Origin of the sequence: Corynebacterium sp. HMSC072A02 (assembly GCF_001810085.1) — a bacterium.
Taxonomy (GTDB): Bacteria; Actinomycetota; Actinomycetes; order Mycobacteriales; family Mycobacteriaceae; genus Corynebacterium; species Corynebacterium hesseae.
Genome location: NZ_KV799839.1, coordinates 1 through 1,158 on the forward strand (window position 1 = coordinate 1; position 1,158 = coordinate 1,158).

At 55.6% G+C, this 1,158-nt stretch carries 1 protein-coding gene; it reads right to left on the bottom strand.

The genetic code is table 11. The features are described 5' to 3' along the window. Positions 1–1,030 (bottom strand): IS1634 family transposase (locus tag HMPREF2698_RS04615; protein WP_070562498.1); only part of this gene is annotated, 1,030 nt, incomplete at its 3' end. Between the last annotated feature and the right edge of the window lie 128 nt (positions 1,031–1,158).

Consider the following 1,158-nt stretch of genomic DNA (forward strand, 5'->3'; position numbering starts at 1 on the left):
TGATTCCGCGCAGGCTGCGTCTAGCCCGATCATGGGAGTACTGGAAGTGGGTCACCGAATTTGGGGTAGCGTGTTTGCGCCCATCACTTGCCGAGGCTTGCGTCCAGATCTGGCCGTGGGTGTAGTCTTCACCGGGGTTTTCTCGCCGCCAGGTTTCGATCACCTCAGGCACGGTGAGGGTTTTCACCGACAAGATGTAGTGCAGGCCTGCATCGATGAGTGCTTGCTTGTTCGCCGCGGAAAACATGCCCGCATCAGCAACGACGGTAACCTCGTCGAGTTGGTAGGCCTCTTGGAACCGTGTGATCATCGGCAGCATCGTGTGGGTTTCTGCCGAATTGCCAGCAAACGCGCCCACATGCAGTGGAAACCCAGTGGCATCAGTAAGCAGCCCGACAAGGATTTGCGGCTCTAGGCGGCGCTCTTTAGAAAACCCGGGTTTGCGAAGCTCATCAGCAGTATCGGTTTCAAAGTACAAGGTGGTCACGTCGTACAAGATGAATGCGCCTGGCCCAATGCCTGCATGATGGGCCAACGCTTGGGTTAGTATCTCCCCGAACGATTCGGTAGCGAAGGAGGCAAGACGCCTCTGGATGGTGCGATAGCTTGCGCTTGTCACCCCAACTTCAGCAAGGGTTTCGATCGAATCAAACTTTGAGCCAGGATTAATCAACCGAGCGCGCACCAGATCCCGAAACACCGGATCATCACCGGTTGCTGCAGCAAGGCCTAACTCGTTGAAACACGCATCAATACAGTCCAGCAAATATCCGGCCCGCTGACCGACTACCGGCAGCGGGTTGGAAACGCTGCCTGTTGCCGGTGGGGTGTGTGTAGCCTCGCCGAAGTCCATTGCGAGTTGGTCACCATCGACGATGCGTTGAGCTTCAGCGCGTAAAAGCGCAAGCTCAGACTCTGAATGCGCTGAGCCGATATGCTTCATCCTTTTCGCACCTTTGCGTTCAGAGAACACCACCTGCACCGCCATCGCCCCAGAAGCGGTCTTAACGGTGCGAATATAAGGACTCACAAAAATCAGACTACTGAACACCCCCGACACTACCCACTTAGTGCGGAAAAATTCCTCCCCACCGACGAAAACCAACAGGTAACAGTGTCAAGAGTGACGTTGCTCACCCACCCATGGCCTAAGTCAGG